Source organism: Enterovibrio litoreus (genome assembly GCF_045679545.1).
Taxonomy (GTDB): Bacteria; Pseudomonadota; Gammaproteobacteria; order Enterobacterales; family Vibrionaceae; genus Enterovibrio.
In genome coordinates, this window is record NZ_CP166194.1 from 908,917 (window position 1) to 931,501 (window position 22,585).

A 22,585-nucleotide genomic window follows, 5' to 3' on the forward strand; every position below is an offset into this window, starting at 1 on the left:
AAAGGTAGGTGTTCGTAGTGATGTCGACACGGGCGGATTGCAATGTTGAAACGATGGAAGCGTGTTGTTTGATACAACGCGCCTTACGCGGATTATGACCAAATTAGTGACCTCAAGTGTTGCATTGTTAGTGGCTACGCCTTTGTCTGTTTTGGGCAAGGAAGAGCATGGGTATTTGTCGGGAGTGAGCCTGCCCCCCGTAGATAAAAGCGTTGTGGCAGATGCAACGAGCATCATTACATTGCTGGTTATCCTTCTTCTGGCTCTTGCTGGGGCGTTAATCTTTAACAGCGTGACCAACAAGCGTGCGCAAGAAGAACTTCGCGAGCAACGACAAGCGCTCAGGCAATTAGAGAAGCAACTACAAATTGCCAAAAAAGCCGCGCAGGCATCGCAGCAGGCCAAGCGTGATTTTCTCTCCAATATGTCCCATGAATTCAGAACACCGCTGAATGCGATTCTAGGTATGTCTCAACTTGCTCTAGATAGCGGCTTAGAATCTAAGCAGCAGCGCTACATACGTCGTGTAGTCACCTCTGCGCACTCTTTGTTGGAAGCCGTCAATGCCACGTTAGATTTTACCAATGTAAAAGCGGGCAACCTCGAGATTGAATGGGTTGAATGTAATGTTGAAACCATCCTCTCTCCGGTGGCGAAAACATTGGGGGAACGCGCAAATGAAAAAGGTATTTTGTTGTGTATCAACGTCGACATGACGATCCCCAAGGTCATTGACGCGGATATCGTTCGCATCACTCAGGTATTAATGGCGATTGGTGACAATGCGATTAAGTTTACTGACGAGGGTGAGGTCACGATCTCTGTTTCCTTGGAGTCGCGTCGCGAAGACGATGTGAAGATCCAATTTGCGGTCAGTGACACCGGGATAGGTATCAAGCGAAAAGATCTCGATCTGTTGTTTCAGCCATTTTCTCAAGCCGATTCATCGGCGTCTCGCTCCAAGGGGGGGAAAGGACTCGGTTTGCCGTTGTCAAAAGAGTTGGTGGCGCTGATGGGCGGCAATATTCACGTGGAAAGTCGGTTTGGTGAAGGAACGATGCTGTCTTTCACGCTGCCTTGTCAGTCTGGCGTGAGGGGAAACACGCGATTGGGTGGTGCATGGTCGCGCGCATTAACGACAAAAAGTGTGTTGGTGATAGCAACCAATACGACCTTGCAAGGCAACATTTGTGACCCACTCGTCTATGCCGGGGCAAACGTTAGTCAATGTCGCAATCTTGCTGAATTAGAAGAGTGTCAAAAAGGAATCGAAAGAGGAAGTTACGCACACATTGTCGTCGATTGGGCTGGTATTAGCGCAGAAATGACGTCGTTATTGACCTCTGTTCTGTGCGGCTTAAAGACATCGCCATCGGTATTGCTGCTCTCTGGTCCCGATCATTGTTTGGATATGCCGGAAACTCGCCCATCCTTTACTTTCAAATGGTTAGCTCTGCCGACGTTACCTTCCGCATTGCTTCGCGCGATTACTGATGAGCACAATATCGTCACGCCAATTAGGCATAGTGCCTATGATCGCGACGCTGAGTTAGAGCTTGAAGACATTCCTGAGTGGGAGTTGATGATACGTGATCGCATGGTACTGCTGGTTGAAGATAACTTGATCAATCAGGAAGTCGCCATTGGTGCCATGGAGTGTTTACCCATCAATGTCCTGGTCGCAAATAATGGCGATGAAGCCATTCAAATACTGAAAGAGCATGCCGTCGATTTGGTATTAATGGACATGCAAATGCCCGTGATTGATGGCGTGACAGCGACAAAAATTATCCGTCGAGAAATGGGGATGACGGATTTACCCATTCTGGCCATGACGGCGAATACCGATGCCCATGATGTGGCGGCCTGTCGGGAAGCGGGCATGAATGAGCACATCGCGAAACCCATTGATTTTGAGTTCTTGAAAGATCGTCTGGTTCATTGGTTGACGGGTCGTGACCCGGCGTCTTCATCTTTTGAGCCTGCTAACGCACACAAGGCATCTTGCTTAGATCAAATAACAGATGTAGGCGATGAAAGTGACAAGACAAGTGCTGAGTGGGAAGCAAAAACGGAACCTGAAAATGACGTTGAATTAACACCAATATCGATACCTGAGCTTGAGCAAGCGCCAGAAACCGAAGCCGCACCTCAACCGCAGCAACAGGATACCGAAGCCGAGAAAACCCGAAGGAGAGCAACAATGGAATACACAGACACCATGTTCGATCTGATGGTGGATAATGTCCCTGGTATCAATCTTGCGGATGGCGTTAAACGCTTGGGGGGCAACAAGGCAAAATACCTCAAAATACTGTCGCTTTTCCTCAACTCTCAAGTGAGCTCTGTGGAGCAATTGCTCACGTCCGATGACAACAGCGAGAAGGGGATTTTGGCGCATTCATGTAAAGGTGCGGGTAGCAACATTGGCGCGGATGACATGGCCGTTATAGCCTCAGCGTTGGAAGATAAATACAACGCGGGTGAGCCAGTACAAGAAAGTGAAGTGTTGGCATTGAAAGCGATGATAACTGCCGCAATTGAAAAGTTTGATGAAATTGCTGCCAGTGCAGAACAAGCGCCAGCACCGCAAGTGGAAGAAGAGATCAAGCCGCTTGATGCTTATCTTGTTGAGCAACTCAATGCGTTGCAGGTTAGCTTGCAAGAGTTTGATATTGAGGTGCAGGACAAGGTGACTGTTTTGGCGAAAGCCCTGCCGCAATGGTGCAACCAGCTTGAGGAGTTCCAGCGTTTGCAAGAGGCGATAGGCCAATTTGATTTTCTGACAGCAGAAGACCATCTGAAAGAACTCAAGAAAAAAACTGGCTAACAGAACGACGGGCAATATTGCGACATAAAAAATATGGCGACAAGAAATGGTGAAATAAAAAAGCCGATGCAAGAAGCATCGGCTTTTTTGTCAAACAAGTTTGGAGACTTATTCAGCGTCTTCTGCTTGTTTCGCTTGAATCGCAGTCAGAGCAACGGTGTAAACGATATCGTCTACCAGTGCGCCGCGAGACAGGTCATTTACCGGCTTACGCATGCCTTGCAGCATAGGACCGATAGAAACCAAATCAGCAGAACGCTGTACCGCTTTGTACGTGGTGTTACCGGTGTTCAGGTCAGGGAAGACGAACACGGTAGCTTTACCCGCAACAGGAGAGTTAGGCGCTTTAGAAGCGGCCACGTTTTCCATGATTGCTGCATCGTACTGCAAAGGACCGTCGATCATAAGATCAGGGCGTTTTGCTTGAGCAAGTTTGGTTGCTTCACGCACTTTATCAACGTCTGCGCCTTTACCTGATTCACCGGTAGAGTAAGAGATCATTGCAACGCGTGGCTCGATACCAAATGCGGCTGCAGAGTCTGCAGATTGGATCGCGATCTCAGCAAGTTGCTCAGCGGTTGGATCCGGGTTGATTGCACAGTCACCGTAAACCAGCACTTGATCAGGCAAAAGCATGAAGAATACTGACGATACGATAGACGCGTTAGGCGCAGTCTTGATAATTTGGAACGGAGGAACGATGGTGTTTGCTGTGGTGTGAACCGCACCAGAAACCAGACCATCAACTTCGCCCGCTTCAAGCATCATAGTGCCAAGGAACACTGAATCTTGTAGCTTCTCGCGAGCCACAACTTCCGTCATGCCTTTTGAACCGCGTAGCTCAACCAAGCGAGCAACGTAGTTTTCACGTACTTCATCAGAGTTGATGATAGTCACGCCAGCGCCAAGCTCAACACCTTGTTGCGCAGCAACGCGACGGATTTCATCAGGGTTACCCAAAAGCACACATTCAGCAATCTTGCGCTCAGCACAGATAGCCGCAGCTTTCACGGTACGTGGCTCATCACCTTCAGGCAGAACGATGCGCTTAGCCGCTTTACGAGCAAGTTCGGTTAGCTGGTAACGGAATGCTGGTGGGCTTAGGCGGCGTGCACGAACAGAACCTTCAGAAAGAGACTCAATCCAGTTGCCGTCGATGTGGCTAGCCACGTGCTCGTTAACGAACTCAACACGCGCTTTGTCGTCTGCAGGCACTTCTAGGCTGAAGCTTTGAAGATTCAAAGACGTCTGCCAAGTGTTACCTTTGGTGGTGAATACTGGCAGGCCAGATTCAAACGCACGCGCACAAAGGCCTTGCAGCTGTTCTGGGATGTTGTAACCGCCAGTTAGCAGCAGCGCACCGATTTCAAGACCATTCATCGCAGACAGACATGCTGCAACGATAACGTCAGGACGGTCTGCAGAAGTTACCAACAGTGAACCTGGACGGAAATGCTCGATCATGTTTGGAATAGAACGTGCACAGAACGTGACGCTCTTAATACGACGCGTTTCGATGTCACCGGCGTTAACGATCTCAGCTTTCAAGTGCTTCGCCAAATCGCTCGCACGTGTTGCAATCAGATCGATGCTCCAAGGCACACAACCCAGCACGCGGATAGGGCTAGAGTTGAAAATCTCCATCACTTCTACGTTGGTAGGTTTCGCCGCGTTTGACTCGTCAAAGATGTCAGACAGATCAGGGCGAGTGCGGCCTTCTTCGTCAACAGGCGCGTTGTGCTTGTTGATGATCAAACCAGAGATGTTCTTGTTCTTCGAACCACCGAAGTTAGACACGGCAACTTCAATGCGCTCGCGAAGCTGCGATGGGTTATCCGTACCTGGCGTCGCCACGAACACGATTTCCGCATCTAGCGTTTTCGCGATCTCGTAGTTCACTTGGTTAGCAAACGGGTGGTTACGAGTTGGTACTAGACCTTCAATAAGCGCAACTTCTGTATCAGCAGTGGCTTCTTTGAAACGTGCGATGATTTCTTCCATCAACACGTCATTTTGGTCAGTACGGATAAGCTCTTCAGCTTTTGCCATGCTTAGCGGCACAGCCACTTTCATGTTGCTGTTTGCTTCGATAATAGTGGTGGTCAGGTCAGGCTGGTTGTCGCCATGACGAGGTTGCGCGATTGGCTTGAAAAACGAAACGCGAACGCCCTTGTGTTCCATCGCACGCAATACGCCTAAGCTAATGCTTGTTAGGCCAACGCCAGCGCCGATTGGAATGAGCATAATAGTACGGGACACGGTTAATTCCTCTTTACTACGTCAGGAGCAAAGCCCGCGCAAGGCAGGCTTTGTGAATGTGTTCAATGTGGCCAATTACTATGCCAAATTGAAACGACTGGTCGCATTGACCAGTCGCAAGTTCACGTCAAATACTGATTAAATACCCGTCAGACGTGCAGTATCTTGAGCGATAACAAGTTCTTCGTTGGTAGAGATAACCATCGCAGGAACACGGCTGCTATCAGAAGTGATAACGCCTTCGCCGCCGAAGCGTGCTTTCAGGTTGCGCGCCTGGTCAACTTCAACGCCCAGAAGACCTAGACGGTTTAGAACTAGCTCACGGATTGGGCCAGAGTTCTCGCCGATACCGCCAGTGAATACGATTGCGTCAAGACGACCGTCAAGACATGCAGTGTAACCTGCTACGTATTTAGCAAGACGGTGACAGAACACGTCCATCGCACGGGTTGCTTCTTCTTTCTGACCGTAGTTGTCTTCAACGAAACGGCAATCAGAAGTCACTTCAGTTAGACCCGCAAGGCCAGACTCTTTGGTTAGCATGTTGTTGATTTCTTCAACGCTGTAACCCAGTGCATCGTGCAGGTGGAAAATGATCGCAGGATCAAGATCACCAGAACGCGTACCCATGACCAGACCTTCAAGCGGCGTCATACCCATTGAAGTGTCTACAGATTTACCGTTTTTGATAGCACATACAGATGCGCCGTTGCCCAGGTGGCAGTTGATGATGTTGAGTTCTTCAACTGGCTTGCCAAGTAGGTTTGCTGCTTCTTGCGCGATGAAGAAGTGAGACGTACCGTGCATGCCGTAACGACGGATACCGTTCTCTTTGTACAGCTTGTATGGCAGAGCGTACAGGTACGCTTCTTCTGGCATAGTTTGGTGGAACGCGGTGTCAAATACTGCAACGTTTTTCAGTTCTGGGAATGCAGCTTTAGCCGCTTCAATACCAACAAGGTGTGCTGGGTTGTGAAGCGGTGCGAAGCTAGACGCATCTTGAATGCCTTTCAGAACGCTGTCACAGATAAGTGCAGATTGCGTGAATTGCTCGCCACCGTGAACAACACGGTGACCAATTGCGCCCAAGTTTTCTGCCAGTTCAGGCTTAGAAGCCAGAATGGTTTCAACGATGAAGCTCAGTGCTTCTTTGTGTGCAGCGCCGTCGCCTAGTTGAGCTTCGTGTTTGCCGTCCAATTTCCACTTAATGCGAGCTTCTGGCAGGTGTAGACACTCAGCCAGACCAGACAGGTGCTCATCACCTGTTTGTGCGTCAATGATAGCGAATTTCAGCGATGAGCTGCCGCAGTTAAGAACAAGAACCAGCTTAGACATTTGATACTACCTATTCGATGTAAAATAGTGTTTGTTAACTAATCGGAGAAGGATAGTAGATAAAAAAGTCACTATTCTTCTCACAAAAGCAATAAGCATAAAATTTGTCGCGGAGTAGATACATCGCTCATCGGTCCCTGATATGCAACGAAAAACGCCAGACAGACTAACCTACAGGCTCACCATCGTTGGTGATTTGTTGCGCTGCCGGTCATCCATTTGGCGTTTCTGTGGTTGCGAGATAATCAAATCCGAGCAACAATTGATTTAGGTCGGCTAAGGATAGCGATACTTGCGGCAGATAACAAAAATTTTTAAGTCATTATTGATTTGAATTAATGTTTATAAACTTTATTTTAAAGCTTGCAGCAGGATTTTAGCTGACAATACAGAGACATCGCTGGGAGGTATGCACCGTATGAGCAATAAATCGATGTGGAACAGTTTTCGTGATGGTCAAAAATACATGACGGAATGGCCAATCCGAAAAGAATTGGCACCGATGTTCCCAGAAAACCGGGTGATTCGAGCAACACAGTTTGCTACCAAAGTGATGCCTGCTGTCGCAGTGATGAGTGTGTTGATGCAAATGGCCTTTAATAACTACGCAGGCTTGCCTCAAGCAATGATCATGGCGTTGTTCGCATTAAGTATGCCACTACAAGGTATGTGGTGGCTGGGAAGACGTCGTGATACACAACTTCCGCCCGCATTGGCGGGGTGGTATCGCGAACTTCACGAGAAAATTGTGAGTGAAGGTGGGGCAATACAACCCATCAAAAGTCGCCCTCGTTACAAAGAGCTGGCGCAAACCTTGAATCGTGCGTTTAAGCAATTAGACAAATCGTCGTTGGAACGCTGGTTTTAACGACTTGATATGACAGTCGTGTAAAACGAAAAACCGCCTCGGGAAACCGAGGCGGTTTTGTTTTTGACAATACCTCATGCGCTATCCCTCTTGTTTATCTCTCGTCGGTTAAACCAAACCCGCAAACGTCACGTAAAACTGGATTAACCATTAACCATTAACCATTAACCATTAACTATGACCCGTAAAGTCAGGTGGTGAGTTAACGCATCAAGCCATTCACTGGTGTGCTCATGACTAACGGTTACACGATAACCCGACGTTGAGTGACGTTTTACGCCAAAACGACGAGGGATAACCGTGGCTATTTCCATTGTGTGGTTAAAGCGCGACTTACGCTTATCTGATCACGAACCTTTGTTACGCGCTGCGCAATCTGGGCTGCCTGTGCTGTTGGTATATTGCTTTGAGCCCATCCTCCTTGATGACCCGCATTACGACGAACGCCACTGGCGTTTTGTTGGCGAGTCCCTGAATGATATGAAAGCGCGCTTACCTAAAGGGGCGCTGTTGGTCTCATCTCAAAACGCGCTAGATACGCTTAAATCGCTCCACCAAACCTTCGGCATTGCACACCTGTTCTCGCATCAAGAAGTCGGCCTTAACAACACCTTTGAGCGCGATAAAGCCGTTAAAGTGTGGTGTGACGTACAGAGTATCAATTGGGAAGAAACCTCGTTTGGTGCCGTCATACGTGGCTTAACCCACCGAAAAACGTGGGACAAACATTGGCAACGCGTCATGCGCGCCCCTCAGGCCGATTGTGATCTATCAAGTATTTCTTGGGTGACAGCAAGGGCTGAAGCGCTGCCTCGCCGCGTGGAAAAATACCTTCAGCCAACCAGCAGTTCTGAGCGCTTTCAAAAAGGCGGTGAAGCAGCAGCATGGCAAACCCTCAATGACTTTTTTGAAGGTCGAGGGAAAGACTATGCCTATTCGTTATCTAGCCCGACGCTCAGCCAAACTCACTGCTCTCGTGTTTCTGCGTATTTAGCGTGGGGGAATCTGAGTCTTCGTCAGGTATACCAAACCGTGCTGAAACATTGGAGCATGGCAGGGTGGCGACGCTCATTGGTTGCTTTTAGCTCGCGTTTGCATTGGCACTGCCACTTTATTCAAAAATTTGAAAGTGAATCCAGTATGGAATTCCAACCGGTAAATCGTGGTTATCTGGCATTGCCTCGCGCCACTGGTGAGGTTGCGCAGCAGCGATTAACCGCATGGAAAGAAGGTAAAACAGGCTTTCCCATGGTGGATGCCTCCATGCGTTGCTTACAAGCGACCGGGTATTTGAATTTCCGTATGCGTGCCATGCTAGTGAGCTTTTTGTGTCACCACCTCGCGCTGGATTGGCGACATGGTGTACAGCATCTCGCACGCGTCTTCCTCGATTTCGAACCCGGTATTCACTACAGCCAATTTCAAATGCAGGCGGGCGTGACGGGGATCAACACCATTCGTATTTATAACCCCGTAAAGCAAGGTGAAGAGAAAGACCCTTATGGCGTGTTTGTGAAAACGTGGCTTCCGGAGTTGGCCGAGGTGCCAGCACCTCTCGTTCACGCCCCTTGGCAGTTGTCGCCCATGGAGCAAATGCTGTACGCCGTGAATATCGGCGAAGATTACCCCGAGCCCATTGTCGACTTGAAGCAAAGCTACGCCGAAGCGCAAGCGCTACTTTGGCGCTGGAGAAAACTGCCCGATGTTCAACGTGAAGCGCATCGATTACTCAAACGACACGTAAGGCCAGATTGATGATATTGGTGGACACTGAATGAAGAAAAAAACGTTACCTTCGAAAACCTGTGCTGTGTGTGAGCGCCCGTTTACGTGGCGCAAGAAATGGGAACGTGTGTGGGATGACGTGAAGTATTGCTCTAAGCGATGTGCGGGAAGCCGAACTCCAAAGAAATCCAGTCAGCAAGAAAATCCTAGCAAGCGAGATAAAAATGACAACGAAAGCCGCTCGATTACGTTTGATTTTGGGTGATCAACTCAATGCCAGTCACTCTTGGTTTCGTGAGCAAGATGACGACACCTTGTATATCATCGCTGAGCTGCACCAAGAAGCCAGCTATGTGCCTCATCATGTACAAAAGGTCTGTGCCTTTTTCGCCGCCATGTCTGCATTCGCGCAGGCGTTGCAACAGGCAGGGCACAGAGTATTGCACCTCACCTTGGACGACACCGCGCCGTTTTCGGATTTACCTGCTTTGCTTACCCACCTCATTGAGCAACATGGTGTGAGTGCATTCGAATACCAATTGCCCGATGAATATCGCTTGAGGCAGCAATTGGCAGACTTTGCCAGCGCGACAAAGGTTGAGGTCTCTGCGGTTGAAACTGAGCATTTTTACTTGTCTGAACAGCAACTCCGTCGTGATTTTCAAACGGGTAAAAAGCACCGTATGGAAGCCTTCTACCGCAAGATGCGTGTACGCTTCAATGTGTTGATGGACGGCGAAAAACCTCAAGGCGGACAATGGAATTTCGATGCGGATAATCGAAACAAACTCAAAGCGAAAGACATCGATGATGTGCCGGAACCACTGCTGTTTGGTCATGATGTTACTGACATTCTTGCGCGCATCGAACGCCACAACATCAAGGTGATTGGAAAGCCTGACTCAAATCTACTGTGGCCGATAACACGCACGCACGCGAACGAATTACTGACTTTTTTCTGCCAGCATTGCTTACCCAGCTTTGGACGCTTCCAAGATGCGATGACTGGGCAGACCGATGAGGAAGGCAAGCGCAAACAATGGAGTCTGTATCACTCAAGGTTGTCGTTTGCGCTAAACAGCAAAATCTTGAGCCCTCAGCATGTGGTGGACGCGGCGATTCATCACTATCACACGCGACCCGATGAAATCAGCTTGGCGCAAGTGGAAGGCTTTGTTCGCCAAATCATCGGTTGGCGCGAGTTCATTCGCGGGATCTATTGGGCGAATATGCCGGAATACGCCACGCTGAATAGTTTGTCCGCGACGCGCGATTTGCCTTCATGGTTTTGGACGGGCAACACCAAAATGGCCTGCATGAAACACGCGATCGAACAATCGCTGGATTACGCCTATGCGCACCATATTCAACGTTTGATGATCACCGGTAATTTCTGCCTGATCAGCGGCATCGAACCCGCTCAAGTGGATGAGTGGTATCTCGGGATTTATATCGATGCGATTGAGTGGGTGGAACTGCCCAACACCCGCGGCATGAGCCAGTTTGCTGATGGCGGCATTGTGGGGTCGAAAGCGTACGCAGCAAGCGGAAATTATGTGAAGAAAATGAGCGATTACTGCGGAAATTGCCATTATCAGGTCTCGAAAATCACCGAAGATGACGCTTGCCCATTGAACGCGCTTTATTGGCATTTTATGGATAAACACCAAGACGATTTTGGCGGTAACCCCAGAACCAAAATGGTGTATGCGAATTGGAATAAGAAATCAGATGAGCAACAAAGAGCGGTGTTGGGCAAGGCGGCTCATAGCCTCAAAAACATCGAGAAATTGTAGTGGCTGAACGTTTTCGATTTGCCTTGAGCTTTGAGCCTTGAATCAGGAACAATCTGGAGCTTTCCGGCGGCTATGGCGCATGGTTCCAATCGCATCCTGCATTTCTTTCTCTGATAGCCATTGCTCGGGCAGTGGGTTGACGACTAATCGATAGTCTTTAACCTCGTTGGGCAGCGGCGCATCTAGGGTTTGTGGTGAGATGATGGCGATGTTGAGGTCGGGGTTTCGCGCCAAAATGCGGCTTGCGATACCCAAGCCATTTTCAACATGGAACGCCCCTGCAATGTGCATCACTTTGTAATTCGGGTTCGTTGCCAAAAATTCGACCATGCTTTCGGCCATGGTGTCGTCCCACGCGATTTGCGCCAGATACTGGTTATTGGTTTTCTCTTCGTTGCCGTGGAACATCACGGACAAGAATTTCTCTTTGTAAGGCGAGGGTTCGCTCGAGAGGGTTTGTGCCACGTAGCGACGTTTCTCCGAAGGCAATGTATCAAGGTAGCCTTCACCCTTAGCGGCGAGGCAACGCACGATCTCTTGCGTGGTGTTGGCGGCAACAACGGGCATGGCATTGGCTTTCGCGATTTCAACCAAAGGTCGATAGTCACTGGCGTAGTTTGGCCACTTTTCAGTTTTCTTCAGTAACGCACTTTCACCAAAATCACCTTGAAGGTAGCCGTCTATCACGCTTTGATCGGGGCGTGAAAATTGCTCCATAGACAGCGCAGTGGCGGGATAACGCGCGGCGAGAGTAGAAAGCAATTGCGCTTGAAATAAGTGAATGCCGGGGTGGGTGTGCCACTCGCCAACCAGTATGACGTCAGCGTCACTCAGCGCGTTAGCCAGCTCATTGAGGGAGTATGGCACGCCATTGGGAGATTCAATGCGGTAGTCGTAAAGCGTGCCCGTGGGGGCTGGGGTTTCTCTAGGCGTAAGCGGGTGGCTACAACCTAAAAGCGTCGCGAGAATGAAGGCGGCGGAGAATGCGCGTATCGACATGAATTCGTGTCCTTGAATATCAGGAGATACGCACCAGTATGACGGAAAACGCGGGCAATTGCCTTGTTGCGTTTCCTTTGTGCTCTATGTGGTCTTTTTAGGCTTTTTTTCGATAAACGCGCAGAGTGAAATCCGCTTCGCAATCAAATTGCTCGCTCTCTTTCAGTGTTTGCCACAACGCGTCTGGCGCGCGCCATGCGAACGGCGTCATTTGAAGCAGGGTGGTGGCGTCTTCACTGTTGAGCGCCATTGGATAAGCGACGCTGTGCTCCGCTTCCAGTTCAAACCCGGGCAGATCTTCCACAGGGACATCATGAAGCTTCACGCCATCATAAATGCCTTCTTTGAGCTGATACAGGTGACGTGGGCCCGGCGTCACGGTCACGACCACGCCGTTATCTTTGATGGTGCGCTGAAGTTCTTCACCGTTACAAGGTGCGTAGATGCGTACCACGGCGTCGAGTTGCGCGTCGGCAAACGGCAGGCGTTGGCTTGAGGCGACCAAAAAATCACATTCAGGGTAGCGTTTCGCCGCATGGCGGATCATCACTTTGGAAATATCCAAACCGACGACCTTTACACCGCCTTGTGCCTTGGTATGACTGAGTGCCTTGGCAAAATGGCTGGTGTAATAGCCTTCACCACAACCGATATCCAATAGCTGACAGTATGCCAGAGCCTGTGTTTGCTCGGCCAATAACCCTGTGAGTAAGTTGCATACTGCATCACGCATGGGCTGATAGTGACCGCCATTAAGAAATTGGCGACGCGCCTGCATCATCTCTTTGTTGTCACCGGGATCTTTTGACCGCTTGTGCTGCACAGGCAAAAGATTCACATAGCCTTCTTTCGCTACATCAAACTGGTGGTTGTTAGTGCATTTGTAAGTACGTTCTTTGAGATATAGCGATTGCTGACACAGCGGACAAAGGTATGACATAGCGATGTTTCGACAAGAATGGATGAGCGGTAAGGATACGGTGGGAGGGCGGGGGGTTCAAGGACTATTAGGAAACGCAGAATAATGGGTAGAGAGTAAGCTGGAGTTTGTGAGTTTGTGAGTTTGTGAGTTTGATATTGAAAGGTGCAATTTCTGCTTGGTCAAATGTTTGGGCGTATACTTGAGTCGAAATAACTCAATATGAGCAAAGCTCAGTATGCGATTTGGCTATTCTGAATTCACTGAAAAAAGCCCGCAATCGCGGGCTTTTTTACGGAAGGTTTATTGATAGATAGCCTGCTCGAAAAACTCTCTTTCAAATTCAGTCATCTTTTCTATCTGAACTCCACTTCTTAACGTAGAACTACACACATCTCTTGGATTGCACTTATTGGCTTGTAAGTTGTTTGCAGCACCCCACCAATTAGACTTTCGGCCCGCTTTTCGTTCCATATAGTCATGTTTATTCGCTACTTGATTAGCTAAAACGCCACAGTCTAAGTCATATTTTTGGGCTACTTGAATGACAGAGTTCTTAAGCCAAGAAATATTACCTTTTGCATTTAAAAAACACTCTTTGACATATTCTTCGGCGTTGAGTCCAAGCAATACTTTTGAAGCAAAGTCATTTGCATCAATCTCCTCTTGGTCATTTCGTCTTTCATCACTAGTTTCACTCAATTCAATGACGGAGAACTCGGGTAACTCCGGACGTTGACTAGCATGATAAAGTTCATGAAGTAAATCGAATGCCCAACGAGATGCATGAGATGTTTTTTGCTTTAACACAACAACATTTCGGTAGTTAATACGCCAAGTTGCACCATGAAATGCTCCTGAATCATTTAGACCAAGAACAATAACACCTTTATCGAAAGCGTAAGCTAACACTGATTCAAAACTGACATCTCCGTAACTTTGAGTAATCTCAGCTCTTACTATCTCAGCATCATCTGGTAAGCTAGAAATAGGTTTTTCAAAGTGTTTGGAAGCTATTTGGGCGATTGTATATGCATATTGACAGTATGCACTCGCATATTGTTGGTTGGCACCTGCTGGCATTTTGAATCTCGCAACAAGGGCACCATCTCTACCAATGGTTAGAGGTTCATCTCCCAAAAGCTGCTCTTTCGTCCAACCAAACACCTGATTAATCCTGTCACATACGCGCTCTATCCAAGATTCATGCTCAAAATTTAACAACTCACGAGGTGCGATTCGTTTCTCAATAAAACTTTTTTCTAGGCCAGCGTCAGCTAACTTGCTAAATAGCAGGTTTTTGGTCCTATTTGATTGAGGGAGAAATACATCTTCTGTAATTTTTAAGTCCAATGCATCAATTACTGATAACAGCGTAGTAAAACTAGCTGAACTATATTCAGTATTCTCGTATCGTTGGATTTGCTGCTCTTTCATTCCAAGCTTTTCGGCTAAATCTTTTTGTGTTAGACCGAGGTAAATTCTTGATCGAATTAGGGCTTTAGGTAGTTTTGCTATATTGTCCACATCGAACACTGCAAACTCGCCGGACAAAAGTTGTTCATATTCTTCAATCTCACTGATCAAATCATCTCGCTGAAAAGTGAGAGCATTGATTTGAGCTTGAACAAGCAAGGGATGTATGTCACCAACATTACTCTCCATAGCTTGGATTGCAGCATCAAACTCTTCCACTTTCCTTTGTGTAAGAGCAAGTTGTTTTGAGTTTTTAATCATTGCTCGTCTCCAATACTGACCGCCACAATTCCTTTTTTGTCGCCTGTATTTTTATCCTCTTGGAAAAAATCGAGAAAACGTTTGCCGCTCGCACCTTCGGGAAGTTCCGCAGGGAAAACGTCGCCGCGATATTTTGCCTCAATTGCATCACGGTCTGAGCGGTTAGCAAGTATGAGGCATGGGTCTAGTCGTGTTGGATCTACCCCTACTACACTCCAAGCCATATCATAGTCGCCCGGAATTTCTTTGTTTGTAACGAAGCTTCCATCAATGTATATCAGCCCACATCCCGCAGTCTGTAAGTTTCTAACCAATAAATTGAGGCCATCTATCAACCATGCTCGCTTTGGGTTGTAGCCAAAACGCTCGATCACTTCCTGCATAGTCGCATAGTGAATGCCTTCAGGAAGGTTTCCTTGATCATTAAACTCTGGAATCATTACCCAACTATATTGTTGTGTTTAAAGTGTATGCTATTTATCATCTTTACGCCATTAAATCAAAATAAACCATTGTGTATTTGGGCTAAGTTACTGTTTTTTTAGTCTCTGTGAGACATGAGGTGGCAAAATTGTGATGGTCAATACACAACCTCATCGTCTAGAAGATTGGACCCAGTCCAATACCTTGACGGGTTCCTAGATGCGCACCAAATATGAATATCCCTAAAGTCAAAACTGGCTGATTAATTGTCATCCACCATTTACAAAAACACCCGCCGAAGCGGGTGTTTTCTCGTATTCGCTGGTGCGAATCGAATTACTTGTTCTTACGATTCGCCGCCCAAACGTAAAGCAAGTCGGTGGCAATGGTTGCCGCGGCAAGAGACGTTAGCTCTGCGTGGTCATAGGCAGGTGCGACTTCGACCACGTCCATGCCAATCAGGTTGATGCCTTGTAATCCTCGGATGACTTTCAGGACTTTGTCCATCGTCATGCCGCCACACACTGGTGTGCCAGTGCCTGGTGCAAAGGAAGGGTCTAAGCAGTCAATGTCGAACGTGAGGTAAACGGGACGATCACCCACGCGCGCTTTGATCGCGTCAACGATTTGGTCTGCTGACCAATCATTGGCTGTGGCTGCATCCACCACTTGATAACCCAGCTTGTGGCTGTGCTCAGTACGAATACCGATTTGAATCGAGCTGTGAGGGTCAATCAGACCTTCTTTAGGCGCATGATAGAACATGGTGCCATGGTCGTATTGGCTGCCCATGTTGTAGGTGTCTGTGTGCGCGTCAAAGTGCACCAGTGCCATTTCTCCGAACTGTTTCGCGTGTGCGCGAAGCAGTGGCAGGGTCACAAAGTGATCGCCGCCAAAGGTGAGCAGTGTTTTGCCTTCCGCCAACAAGCTGGTGGCATGGGCTTCTAAACGCTCACACATTTGCGCCGCGTCGCCGCAATCGAAGACCAAATCGCCACAGTCAGCCATTTTGATTTCTTTGGTCAGGGAGAAATCCCATGGCCAGCGTTTGCTTTCCCAAGCCAAATTGATTGAAGCTTGACGAATAGCACCTGGGCCCATGCGGCTGCCTGAGCGTCCCGTGGTCGCCATATCAAAAGGCACACCCGTGATGATCACGTCAGCGTCGCAACCTTGTGGTTGGAAAACCAAAGGCTGACGGAGGAAACCGAATGCATTGGAATACAGTGAGTAGTCTGGGTGGTTGGCCAGTGTTGCCATTAAAAAATTCCCTATCAAATAAGTATTGCCCGCCGAAACGGGCAACCAAACATTAACGGTTTGAGCGAATATCTTCGAGGTAGGTGTAGCCCTCTAAGCCTTCTGCCAATTCTGCCAGAATTGCATCGTGCTCTTCTTCAGGTAAATGCTCTTTCACCATCTCTTCGTATTGCATTAGGAACAGTGATGGGTCGAGGTGCACATAGCGTAAAACATCGCCCACGCTGTCGCCGCTATCAATGGCTTCGATATCAAAACCACCGTCTTCGCGGCTGCGAACAACAGCGGTATCGGTATCGCCGAACAGGTTGTGCATGTCGCCCAGAATTTCCTGATACGCACCAACAAGGAAGAAGCCCATGCGGTACGGTTCTTCGTCTGACCATGCTGGCACGGCAAGCGTGCTTTCAATGCCTTGACCTTCCACGTACTGATCAACTGCACCATCGGAGTCACAGGTAATATCCAACATCACGGCGCGACGATCTGGCGCTTTGTCCAGATTGCTCAGCGGCAGAATAGGGAAGACTTGGTCGATACCCCATGCGTCAGGCAATGATTGGAACAATGAGAAATTCACAAAGAATTTATCCGCCAAACGCTCGTTCAGCTCGTCCAGTACCGGACGGTGTGCGCGGTTTTTAGGCGACATTCTGCATGATAGCTCGTAGCAAATACGCAGGCTGATTTGTTCTGCCCACGCACGCTCTTCAAAGCTCACCATGCCCATGGCGAATTGCATATGCACTTCAGCCAAATCACTTTGGTTATCGTGATAAATTTCGACCAATGAGCGCTGATCGCCAGACTGACTCAGATCTTTAAACGAATGCCACATGTTGTGCAGGTTTTGCGGCGAGCTTTCATCGGGTGCGAACACTTCTTCACGCTTGTAGCGCTCAACGCCAACCACATCCGTGACCAGTACAGCATGGTGTGCGGTGAGGTTACGGCCGGATTCCGAGATAATGCGCGGCATAGTGATGTCATATTCTTTGCAGACATCGCCAATCACATATACCACGTTGTTGGCGTATTCGCGCAGGCTGTAGTTCATAGAACAGCTGCTTTGGCTGCGGGTGCCTTCGTAATCGATAGCCAAACCGCCGCCTACGTCGACCGTGGTAATGCCAGCGCCCAGTTTATGCAGTTCTGCATATACACGGGCAGCCTCGCCCACACCGGAGCGTACATCGCGAATGTTGGCGATTTGCGAACCTAAGTGGAAGTGCAGCAGTTGCAGTGAATCCAGCATGTCTTGTTCGCGTAGCTTGTCCATCACGGTGAGTACTTGCGAGGCAGATAGACCAAACTTGGACTTCTCGCCGCCGCTTGCTTGCCATTTGCCTTTGCCTTGAGAGGCCAGACGCGCACGCAGGCCAAGACGCGGTTTCACGCCTAGTGCTTTGGCTTCTTCCAACACCACGTCTAATTCGGAAAGCTTTTCAAGCACGATATAGACTTCGTGCCCGAGTTTTTCGCCGATCAGTGCAAGGCGAACGTATTCACGATCTTTGTAGCCGTTACACACAATCACTGAGCTTGCTTGACGCGCCATGGCTAGCACTGCCATGAGTTCTGGCTTGCTGCCCGCCTCAAGGCCCAACTGGCGTTGTTGACGTGCATATTGGCTTTTCAGAATTTCGCTAACCACGGCTTCTTGTTGGTTAACTTTGATTGGGTAAACCAGTAGGTATTCGCCCAAGTAACCATAATCTGCAATGGCATCATTGAAGTTGGCACATAGGCTGTCTACGCGGTGGTGCAAAATTTCTGGGAAACGCACCAATACAGGCAGCGATGCCCCTTTCGCGATAAGCTCATCAGCCAATGTTGACAACCCGACCGCATTGTCTGGGCGTGCCACATTTGGGCGAACAATGACTTCCCCCTGCGCGTCAATATCGAAGTATCCCTGACCCCAATACGGTGTGTTGTAGACATCGCGGGCGTCGTTTATAGACCAATCACTCATGTTCATTCCTCGGCGGTGATTGGGTACAAGCATGAAATATGATTACGGACAAATTCGCGCCTTCACTCGTTGCTTGTACCAAAGAAAATTATCAGATAGCGGTAAACGCAGTCAGAGCTTATTCGGGCATCTGTAGCGAGAGATCGAGAAGCACGGCATCCGCACTTCGTGTTCGCTTCAATGATGCTCTTTTCCTGCGTGCATGCACTGTCAGGGATTGGGGGCGGTTTTGCAGATTAAGTGTAGCTGCGGCGTCGCAAACTGGGGTCAGGATTTTTGCCTGATCAAGCGGTTTTGCGAAAGATTTCATTGCCATTCCTAAAAAGGCCGTGCTGCAGACAGGCACGGTATGACAGATAACGCGGCTGTTTTTGTTAGCAATAATAAGGTTGGATATTGCTACTCAAAAGCCCGTATACACCTCTGGGGTTTTATCGAAACCTAAACGGGTGCGTGGCGATTAGACAATCGTTTTACGCTAGGTGCAAATAAATTAATTTGCACGTCACGAGTAAATGTTCTTATCGAATGGGCGGTGTATTCGGTAGGGCTGATAGCAGGCGGACTCACGCTTGATGACGCGAGGTTACCCTGCAATGTTGAGGTGACATTTGATACAAAAAAGCCGTTCAGAAGAACGGCTTTGCGCGAAATTTTCCAGAATTATGCGTTCACGATCTGGCACAGTTCATTACCACACAAGTGATACTGACGTGGGCAGTTGCGCCATACTTGCAGCATACGCTGATATTTGTCTAGCATCGGCATTTGGCTGTTGAAATGGTGCGAGCCTTTATCGAACTGTGGGTATAGACCTTCCACGTTGGTAAGGAAACGAACATAGTTAACCAAATGCGCTTCAGTGGCAGCATCAAAGCCCCAAAACTGAAGACGACGTTCGTCCACATCACATTCACAGCGAGTGCCGCTTTCCAGCATGCGGAATGATTCTTGAAGTGCGTGGTGCATCTCCATGATATCAATAACTTGACGACATAGTGCTTCAGGCATGTCGCCGAAATCTTTATCCAGTTCGCGCATTTGCAGTGCGTAGCCACGTTCTACAATGGTTTGTAGGCGACGATACTTTTCTGCGTTTTGCGGATCAAGTTGCGACATCAGGGTGTACTGATTAGATAGGATAAGACGCTGAGCGTGGGTCATTTCCATGGTATAGCCTCAAAAGATTAAAATTGGTTATCCAAACAGTCTCTTAATTGTTATATCTGGTGAGCATATTTGGCATTTCATGTGCCACAGATTATCAGTTCGCCAGTTGTGTTTTTTTGATCTCAACACAGGTTAGTTACGGTTTTTTAACTTAAACAAACCGTCGTGATTTTTAGGTGAAAGTTCGATGGCGACAGAGCGTGTGATGGAGCACTCATGGTTTATTGGCAAGGGTTAGGGTGGGCATGTTTACTGCTTGCTCTGTGGTTATGCTGGACGCCATTTGCATGGCAGAAAATGCGGCAAGACAAAGGGTATCAGCACTTGGTTTTTGCCAGCGCTATGGTGTTATTTTGTTTATGGGCGCTGAAAGCGGGGATCAGTGATGGCTTAGATATTCATTTTCTGGGCATGACGGTTCTGACCTTGTGTCATGGCCCTAGAATTGCCGTTTGGATCAGTGTGCTCCCCTTGGCGCTCATGGTGGCCTTTGGCTTGTTGCCATGGCAAGACGTAGGTCTATATGCGGTGACAACCGCTGTGATCCCGGCTTTTGTTAGCTATGGGATATTTTGGCTTTCCTACCAGTACCTAAGCCGTCATTTGTTTATCTATATTTTTATCGCTGGGTTCTTAAACGCGGGGTTTACCATTGTTCTTCATCTTTGTGTTGTATCCGCTGGATATTGGATTTCAGGGCTTCATCCGTGGGGGATCATTGTTGATAATTACCTGACCTTGGCATTGCTAATGTGGTTTCCCGAAGGCTTGCTTAATGGCATGGCGGTGACCTTGCTAGCCGTGTATCGACCACACTGGCTGCGCACGTTTTATGACAGGGAATATCTTTCGCCAGAGCGTTAAATATCAATAGCGTTAAATACCAAGAGCGTTAAATACCAAGAGCGTTAGGTGGGGGTAGGGTGCTCTATTGGTAAGCAAACGTAGATTCTAGAAACAAAAAAAACGGCCAACGCGGCCGTTTCTCATTTTGTATCTACATAGTGATAGTGTTTCTAAAAGAAAATCATCATGGCAGAAAGGTTAGTACATGACCTTGTGGCCGTAACCTTCCAAAATGCTTTTCAGCTTCTCCATGGTTTCTTTCGTTGGTGGTTTCACGTCTTTGAGTTCGTACTCGTAACCCAGCGCTTCCCACTTGTGCTCGCCCAACTGATGGTAAGGCAGCATCTCGATTTTCTCGATATTGTCCATGTCTTTGATGAACTCACCGAGACGATGCACCGAATCTTCATCATCTGTGTAACCTGGAACCACCACATAGCGAATCCAGGTCTTTTGGCCGCGCTGATGCAGGTAGCGGGCAAAATCCAACACACGTTTGTTTGGCACGCCAACAAGATTTTGGTGGATCTCGTCGTTGATTTGCTTCAGATCAAGCATCACCAGATCGGTTGCGTCGAGCACTTCGTCAACCACGTCGGTGTGTTTACGAATATAACCATTGGTATCAAGACAGGTATGAATGTTTTCTGCTTTTGCTGCGCGGAAAAAGTCACGCACGAACTCAGGCTGAAGCATGGCTTCGCCACCTGACGCAGTAACACCGCCGCCCGATGCGTTAATGAAATGACGATAAGTGATCACTTCTTTCATGATTTCTTCGACAGACACTTCACGACCATCATCCAGATCCCATGTATCGCGGTTGTGGCAGTATTTGCAGCGCATTAGGCAACCTTGCAAAAACACGATAAAGCGAATGCCAGGACCATCTACGGTTCCACAAGACTCAAAAGAGTGAATACGGCCCATCACCGACATGAGATTCTCCAAAACTACTGTAAAAAGTAAGGAGTTATATTATACCGAAACCCCTTTCAGATACAGGGGTTCAGCCAGTTTGGTGTAGACATTATTAGTGGCGTGAAGAAAGGGGGTAAGTGATGGATGTTGATGCGAGGGAATGGCGGTTTGTCGCCCTTGTTGGCAAAAGATAAACGCCTTTTCAGGCGTTTATGTCTGGTTATTTTAAATGGTATTGAGCACCGAAGGTGGGCAAAGTGAACGGTGATTTTTCAAGTGCCCCCACAAGGTGTACCAATCGCCTAAACTGTCTGCTGGCATTGGCTTGGCTATAAAAAAGCCTTGAGCATAATCGCACCCCATATCCCGAAGGCCATGCCATGTCTCAATGCATTCCACCCCTTCTGCAACAGAAGCAACGCCGATGCGTCTTGCGATCAAAATACTGGCTTCGACCAGTGCGCTGGCGGTAAGACTGCTTAGCATTGGCAGAACCAAAGACAGCCCCACTTTGAGCGAGTCGAGCGGGAGGAATTCCACTTCTTGTAGCGAACTGTGACCGGTACCAAAATCATCGATGGCAATGCGGAATCCATTGAGAAGCAGGCGTGAAGCTGCCTCTTGCACTTGTCCAATATGGACAAAGTGTTCCGGCTCCATCAACTCAAAGTACATAGTCTCGCAAAGCTCTGGATGGGCATTTCCAAGCTCGATGACTTGGTCGACGAAGTTGAGTTCGATGAGGTTGTTCATTGAAATGTTGACACCCACCGGCCGTCCTTTTAAGCGTTCTTGATTGGCAATGACGGATTGGATAACAGAAAGCGTGAGTTCAGATTCCAAGTTCAACGCTGAAAGTTGTGGTAAGAAATGCCGAGGTAACAGTGTGCCGCGCGTCGGATGGTGAAGGCGCTGAAGTGCTTCACAGGCAATCCATTCTCCGTCGTTCAAACGAACGATGGGTTGAAACCAAGTCTCAAACCGTTTTGTGTTCCACGCTTCAAGTATCTCATCTTCTGTCAGCGGCACCAGATCTTGAGGGAAGTCGGTGTCATGTTCATTGGCGACATTGATGTAGTACTTGAGCAATGGAATGGAGGCAGGCTTGGGAAGGATGCCAAGCACATTGAGGTGAAGGTTTTCACACATGTTTTTTACGGTGTCGAGTATCTTTTGCGATACGGCACTGGTGATCACAATGCAGCCTAAAAAACCTCTTTCTGCCATATTGCTCAGCAGCTTAATGCCATCAATATCGGGCAACTGTAAATCACAAAAAACCAAGTCAGGTTTATGAACGAGAACCTGTTCAAGCGCTTGGCCACCGTCTTCAGCGGTTAGCAGCATGTCATCTCCAGATAATAGCTGCATCAGTTGTCCGGCTATCATGTCTCGTTGAAAAGGATGATCTTCGACAAGCAGTATCTTCATGTTTCCTCACGAGTGCTTCGATCTAGGTGCGCTATCTGTTTGATGGACAAGTTTTCTCTACAGTATGGTTAGCTTTTTGGGAGACGTCGAC

General features: G+C 48.3%; 18 protein-coding genes. 6 read left to right on the forward strand and 12 right to left on the reverse strand.

Going from position 1 to position 22,585, the window contains the following annotated elements:
* Positions 1 to 94: 94 nt before the first annotated feature.
* The gene (locus tag AB8599_RS03970) at positions 95 to 2,830 is read left to right on the forward strand and encodes an ATP-binding protein (RefSeq protein WP_407333171.1); all 2,736 of its coding nucleotides are present in this window, start codon (positions 95 to 97) and stop codon (positions 2,828 to 2,830) included.
* Positions 2,831 to 2,938: 108 nt separating this feature from the next.
* Here the strand turns inward: AB8599_RS03970 and pta are convergent, their stop codons facing one another.
* Both pta and AB8599_RS03980 read right to left on the reverse strand, forming a co-directional pair.
* Complete coding sequence (gene pta, locus AB8599_RS03975; RefSeq protein ID WP_407333172.1) at positions 2,939 to 5,074, reverse strand: phosphate acetyltransferase; 2,136 nt, start codon at positions 5,072 to 5,074, stop codon at positions 2,939 to 2,941.
* A gap of 153 nt (positions 5,075 to 5,227) precedes the next feature.
* A complete protein-coding gene (locus tag AB8599_RS03980; RefSeq protein ID WP_407332497.1) occupies positions 5,228 to 6,424 on the reverse strand; it encodes an acetate kinase in 1,197 nt (398 codons plus the stop codon).
* A gap of 418 nt (positions 6,425 to 6,842) precedes the next feature.
* Here AB8599_RS03980 and yfbV point away from each other — a divergent pair, with 418 nt between their 5' ends.
* From yfbV to AB8599_RS04000, 4 genes are all read left to right on the forward strand, one after another.
* On the forward strand, positions 6,843 to 7,292 hold the full coding sequence (gene yfbV / locus AB8599_RS03985) for a terminus macrodomain insulation protein YfbV (RefSeq protein ID WP_407332498.1): 450 nt from the start codon (positions 6,843 to 6,845) through the stop codon (positions 7,290 to 7,292).
* Positions 7,293 to 7,592: 300 nt separating this feature from the next.
* Positions 7,593 to 9,047, forward strand: coding sequence for an FAD-binding domain-containing protein (locus tag AB8599_RS03990; protein WP_407332499.1), 1,455 nt, complete (start codon positions 7,593 to 7,595; stop codon positions 9,045 to 9,047).
* Between the two features lie 19 nt (positions 9,048 to 9,066).
* Complete coding sequence (locus AB8599_RS03995) at positions 9,067 to 9,282, forward strand: DUF2256 domain-containing protein (RefSeq protein ID WP_407332500.1); 216 nt, start codon at positions 9,067 to 9,069, stop codon at positions 9,280 to 9,282.
* Complete coding sequence (locus AB8599_RS04000) at positions 9,242 to 10,813, forward strand: cryptochrome/photolyase family protein (protein WP_407332501.1); 1,572 nt, start codon at positions 9,242 to 9,244, stop codon at positions 10,811 to 10,813. Before AB8599_RS03995 ends, AB8599_RS04000 begins: the two co-directional genes overlap by 41 nt.
* 42 nt (positions 10,814 to 10,855) lie before the next feature.
* Here the strand turns inward: AB8599_RS04000 and AB8599_RS04005 are convergent, their stop codons facing one another.
* From AB8599_RS04005 to AB8599_RS04040, 8 genes are all read right to left on the reverse strand, one after another.
* Positions 10,856 to 11,812, reverse strand: a complete 957-nt coding sequence (locus AB8599_RS04005) for a ChaN family lipoprotein (protein ID WP_407332502.1) — start codon at positions 11,810 to 11,812, stop codon at positions 10,856 to 10,858.
* A 97-nt stretch (positions 11,813 to 11,909) separates the two neighbouring features.
* Positions 11,910 to 12,752 carry a 23S rRNA (guanine(745)-N(1))-methyltransferase gene (gene rlmA, locus AB8599_RS04010; RefSeq protein WP_407332503.1) on the reverse strand — a complete coding sequence of 281 codons (843 nt, stop codon included), beginning with the start codon at positions 12,750 to 12,752 and terminating at the stop codon, positions 11,910 to 11,912.
* 282 nt (positions 12,753 to 13,034) lie between these two features.
* Positions 13,035 to 14,468, reverse strand: a complete 1,434-nt coding sequence (locus AB8599_RS04015; RefSeq protein ID WP_407332504.1) for a helix-turn-helix transcriptional regulator — start codon at positions 14,466 to 14,468, stop codon at positions 13,035 to 13,037.
* The gene (locus AB8599_RS04020; RefSeq protein ID WP_407332505.1) at positions 14,465 to 14,908 is read right to left on the reverse strand and encodes a DUF6932 family protein; all 444 of its coding nucleotides are present in this window, start codon (positions 14,906 to 14,908) and stop codon (positions 14,465 to 14,467) included. Before AB8599_RS04020 ends, AB8599_RS04015 begins: the two co-directional genes overlap by 4 nt.
* Positions 14,909 to 15,227: 319 nt before the next feature.
* Positions 15,228 to 16,151 carry an agmatinase gene (speB, locus tag AB8599_RS04025; RefSeq protein WP_407332506.1) on the reverse strand — a complete coding sequence of 308 codons (924 nt, stop codon included), beginning with the start codon at positions 16,149 to 16,151 and terminating at the stop codon, positions 15,228 to 15,230.
* Positions 16,152 to 16,203: 52 nt separating this feature from the next.
* The gene (gene speA, locus AB8599_RS04030; RefSeq protein ID WP_407332507.1) at positions 16,204 to 18,126 is read right to left on the reverse strand and encodes a biosynthetic arginine decarboxylase; all 1,923 of its coding nucleotides are present in this window, start codon (positions 18,124 to 18,126) and stop codon (positions 16,204 to 16,206) included.
* A gap of 118 nt (positions 18,127 to 18,244) precedes the next feature.
* Positions 18,245 to 18,436 carry a hypothetical protein gene (locus AB8599_RS04035; RefSeq protein ID WP_407332508.1) on the reverse strand — a complete coding sequence of 64 codons (192 nt, stop codon included), beginning with the start codon at positions 18,434 to 18,436 and terminating at the stop codon, positions 18,245 to 18,247.
* 353 nt (positions 18,437 to 18,789) lie between these two features.
* A complete protein-coding gene (locus tag AB8599_RS04040) occupies positions 18,790 to 19,296 on the reverse strand; it encodes a YfbU family protein (protein ID WP_407332509.1) in 507 nt (168 codons plus the stop codon).
* Between the two features lie 216 nt (positions 19,297 to 19,512).
* Here AB8599_RS04040 and AB8599_RS04045 point away from each other — a divergent pair, with 216 nt between their 5' ends.
* The gene (locus tag AB8599_RS04045; RefSeq protein ID WP_407332510.1) at positions 19,513 to 20,160 is read left to right on the forward strand and encodes an energy-coupling factor ABC transporter permease; all 648 of its coding nucleotides are present in this window, start codon (positions 19,513 to 19,515) and stop codon (positions 20,158 to 20,160) included.
* 180 nt (positions 20,161 to 20,340) lie between these two features.
* On the opposite strand, the gene pflA is transcribed toward AB8599_RS04045, so the two are convergent.
* On the reverse strand, positions 20,341 to 21,081 hold the full coding sequence (pflA, locus tag AB8599_RS04050) for a pyruvate formate lyase 1-activating protein (protein WP_407332511.1): 741 nt from the start codon (positions 21,079 to 21,081) through the stop codon (positions 20,341 to 20,343).
* A gap of 207 nt (positions 21,082 to 21,288) precedes the next feature.
* Positions 21,289 to 22,494, reverse strand: coding sequence for an EAL domain-containing protein (locus tag AB8599_RS04055; protein ID WP_407332512.1), 1,206 nt, complete (start codon positions 22,492 to 22,494; stop codon positions 21,289 to 21,291).
* Positions 22,495 to 22,585 lie beyond the last annotated feature (91 nt).